A 4,110-nucleotide genomic window follows, 5' to 3' on the forward strand; every position below is an offset into this window, starting at 1 on the left:
AATTAGTAATGATTGGTTTTTGGCATTATTAACTTATCACAGACATCAGGTTCCTCAAGAAAAGGATTATTATACTTGGGATCAATTTAAAAAAGATGACGGTTCATTAAAATATCCTCAGAGAGATGTCAATATTGGTTCTCTAATTTGTGGAAACGTTAGTGGCGGGGCCGATTATAGTGGAATGATTAATAATAAAATGATTTTAGTAGCCAATTTGATTGATTGCGATGCTAATCCTTGGAGTGCTGATTGGTATGCAAAACGTGTGAAAAAAGCGTTAGGTAAGAATTATGATGACAATTTTAGAATTTGGTACAATGATAATTCCGATCATATAGATAGCGATCCTGCCACAAATGAAAAATTATTAGTTCCGTATACGGGTGTTCTTGAACATGCTCTTTTAGATTTAAGTGATTGGGTTGAAAAGGGAAAGGAACCTTCCAAATCTACTAACTATAGTGTTAAAGATTCGCAAATTACAGATTTATCCAATGATATTTCTGAACGCGGAGGTATTCAGCCAATTGTCGAACTTACAGTAAAAAAAGATAAAAAAATAGTCGTAAATGTTGGACAAAAGGTTAAGTTCAATTCAATTGCTAAGGCTATGCCAGGTTCAGGGAAAATAGTAAGTGTTGAGTGGGATTGTTTAGGGAATGGAGATTATTCTGCATCTAATTTAAGTAAGGTGAGTGAGAAAGTTATAGATAACAAAACATTCAAGTATAATAAGGCTGGAACCTATTATGCGGCTGTTAAAGTTACTTCAAATCGTGATAGTAATAGTAACTCTTCATTCTCTAAAGTTCAAAATATAGATCACGTTCGTGTAGTAGTAAAAAAGGGATCAAAATAAATTAGTTAGGAAAATTATTATTTTAGATTCTAATTTATATTGCATCTTTTTTTCAGTATTTATTTAACTTAAGTTAGAGTTGTTAAGGGTGACTTTATTTCTATGTAAAATGAAAAGCTAAAAAGAGCAACTTCTTTTTGGCTTTTTCTAGTGTATCAATTATGGCACTATTTTAACTCATGAAAGTTAAACCCCTGGCAAGTTATCGCCAAGCTTAGCTAACCAAAAACTGAAATCAATAAGACTGAGATGAAGGAAGTTGTGTACAGAAACTTCCGATCCTACATACAGAAATGGTTCTTCTGAAAATTTGATATAAATAGCTTGGGATCATTTTTGTCAAGAAAATGGATGTGGCAGAAAGTGAATCCTTCATGATCAAAGTGACATTGTAAAAACTAAAATCAAGATGATAAATAAATTTTCGTGAAAGAGATATTATTTTATCTCGTAAGATCTTGAGGCAGTCGAGATAAGAGAGGCTTTAAAACATCAATTGTTTATTAAGGATTGCAAAAGGTGTATAGGGCCGAGTTCGGGAGTCATTTCGTCGGATGTAAATGAGCCACCTAAACCGGTCTTTTTACGCCATCAAATTCGATTGTCCAATCACAAAATAATCTTACCAATTTGTATTTGACAATGAGCCTTAGCTTATGTGTTTTCCTCGTCAGGAACGAAGTCCATAAACGTCTGACGAGCTTGACAAGGTTAACACAACGCACTCATTGTCAAATACAAATAAAGTTTTTAATTGAGCTTCAATCTTATTGAGCGCAATGGTTCTTTCTCACCGACTTAACTGGCTCAGAGCAACACGATTTATGTGGCTCAGTAAATCGTGTTAATATGATCTTTTACGTCCGCCGTTTCGAAAAGGTGTAGTAATTGATTATATATGGGTTTAGAATCGGTTTTTGATGAACGATCTTTTCAATAATAGTGAAATAATTGATCAAACAGATGAAGTATTTAATGTTCCAAGGAAAGTTAATACATGGGGAAAGCGTTGAGAGAATCAGAATTGGTAAAGTAATAATTTATAGTCATCTTAGTGTACTTAGTAGACTATACTTTCTTAAGATATTTGGTTAAAAGCCGTCAAAACTAAGAATTTGCTGAGAGGCAGAGTCTGTCAAGCTGAAGAAACTGGTAGTTAGAAAATGACTAGTCTTATAATGGTACGAAATGTTATAGAGCATTTCCTTTGTCGTTGAAAAAAAGAAAGATTAGCAATTTTAGCAACTGTACGAAAAAAATGAACATGGAAGACCCGCAACTTATTTATTGCGTGTCTTCCGCGTTTTTTTAGTAGGATTGTCTGCCTATTAAAGAGTTTTTTGTAAAAACAGAATTGCCCCCAAGACGCAAATAAAACCAATAAACTCTGATAAAGATAAGCGTAGATGAAAAATGGAAATAGAAAAAATAGTAGCTAATATTGGTTCAAATGCTGTAAGGACACTTGCTAAAGCAGAAGAGATGTAATTCAAGCTAGATAGATAGATTAAGAATGAACATGCAGTACCGAAAACAATAACAATAAAGATCTGAAGCACTGAGGCCGGAGTAAGTAGACCGTCAACTTTCCAAATTGGATGGATTAAGTTTGCGGCAATACCTCCTAAAAACATGCCCCAACCAACGACTGAGATGCTTCCATGTTTTTCAAGCAAGAGCCGTGGTTGAATCGAGTAAAAAGCTAACGAAATGGCAGAACCAATCCCCCAAAGAAATGCCATTGGTGAAGTTATTAAATTTTCTAGCTTTCCTTTAGAGGCAATTAGAGTAACCCCAAACAAAGCAAGTAAGATTAAATAAATCGTTTGTTTGGCTGGTAGAATTTTTGTCTTCAATGTTGTATAGAAAATGACGAAAACAGGACCAATATATTGAACAATTGTCGCAAAGGAGGCGTTACTGAGCTCAATAGTTTTAAAATAAGTGAATTGGACAAGATACATCCCCAGAAGTGAAAATGCCATTATTGAAATAAAATCAGTTTTGTGTTTGAAAGGCCAAATAAGTGCATCTTTATTCTTAATTCGTGCAATCATAAGTAGAAGGGAACCTGCAATTATCATGCGTGTTGATACGATCCATGCTGCCGAAAAATGAAACTGGATAAATAAAATTTGTCCGGATATTCCTGAGACAGCCCATAAGGCAGCTGCAATACTAGCAAAAAGAATACCGGTATTTTTTTTGTTTTTTAAAATAGTCTTTCACTCCTTTTTGAGTTGCTGTTAGTATATCAGTATAATGTTTATTTAATTTGTTTTCTAACAGTTTTGGGCGAAATAATAACAGTATTGGGTACAAAAGGAGATAATATGTTTTTTCAAGTAGACGATAATAAAAAAGAAGTGACACGACATGTAACCAAGAAAATTCCCTTGGGTATTTACCACCGTACGTTGATGAAAGAAAGGCATGATACCATAACTTTGCATTGGCATGAAGAATTTCAATTGGTATGGGTCTTTTCTGGAACATTACTGTATAGGGTTGAAGGCGAAGAGTTCCAGCTTCAACAAAATGAAGGTTTACTAATTAATACCTCTAAAATTCATGGAGCAATTCCTGCTACAGCGCTAGTAGAATACATCTGTATTGATTTTTCCCCTCAATTTATTAACGAGGAAATTTATGAGTTGACTATTGCAGAATATACCAAGAAAACTTCTTTTGCCTATATGTTCCTTAGTACAAATACTCGAAATTTAGAAATCTTGAGCACTCTCAAAAAGGACATGGAAGATATAAATTATCTTGGCATTTATGAATTATTGATTAGTAGTCTGAATGATATCGATAAAAATCAAGCTACTACTAGTAAGCACGAAGAAGTCGTTATCTATCAATTGTTGGATTATGTTCATAACAACTATCAAAAACCAATTAAAGTACAAGACATAGCACAGTCAATTCCAATAAGTAAGAAAACCTGTACAAACTTATTTAACAGTTATACCAAGCTTTCTCCAAACAATTATTTAATCGACTATCGTCTGAATCAGGCGAAAAAAATGTTGTTGGAAACTGAATTAGATGTAGCAGAAATTTGTTTTGCGATAGGATTTAATAATATTAGCTATTTTATAACACGGTTTAAAAACAAATATGCACTTACTCCATTTCAGTTTAGAAAACGATTTGGATAATGTACTTTTTTTGCTTTCTTTACAGCAAGAATTTGGCATAAAGTGAAGGGGGATTCAAATATGTTTAGTTTATATTTATGGGCT

Annotated in this window: 3 protein-coding genes; 2 read left to right on the plus strand and 1 reads right to left on the minus strand. The window is 33.4% G+C overall.

The features are described from left to right. The coding region (locus A5868_RS06735) for a PKD domain-containing protein (protein WP_217867341.1) at positions 1-862 on the plus strand (862 nt) is incomplete at its 5' end. A gap of 1,328 nt (positions 863-2,190) precedes the next feature. Here the strand turns inward: A5868_RS06735 and A5868_RS06740 are convergent. Further along, positions 2,191-3,081, minus strand: coding sequence for a DMT family transporter (locus tag A5868_RS06740; protein ID WP_086304186.1), 891 nt, complete (start codon positions 3,079-3,081; stop codon positions 2,191-2,193). 114 nt (positions 3,082-3,195) lie between these two features. On the opposite strand from A5868_RS06740, the gene A5868_RS06745 reads away from it, so the two are divergent. Then, positions 3,196-4,026, plus strand: a complete 831-nt coding sequence (locus A5868_RS06745) for a helix-turn-helix domain-containing protein (RefSeq protein WP_087654100.1) — start codon at positions 3,196-3,198, stop codon at positions 4,024-4,026. Positions 4,027-4,110: the final 84 nt, after the last annotated feature.

Source organism: Enterococcus sp. 12F9_DIV0723 (assembly GCF_002174375.1).
In the GTDB taxonomy this organism is placed as follows: Bacteria; Bacillota; Bacilli; order Lactobacillales; family Enterococcaceae; genus Enterococcus_A; species Enterococcus_A gilvus.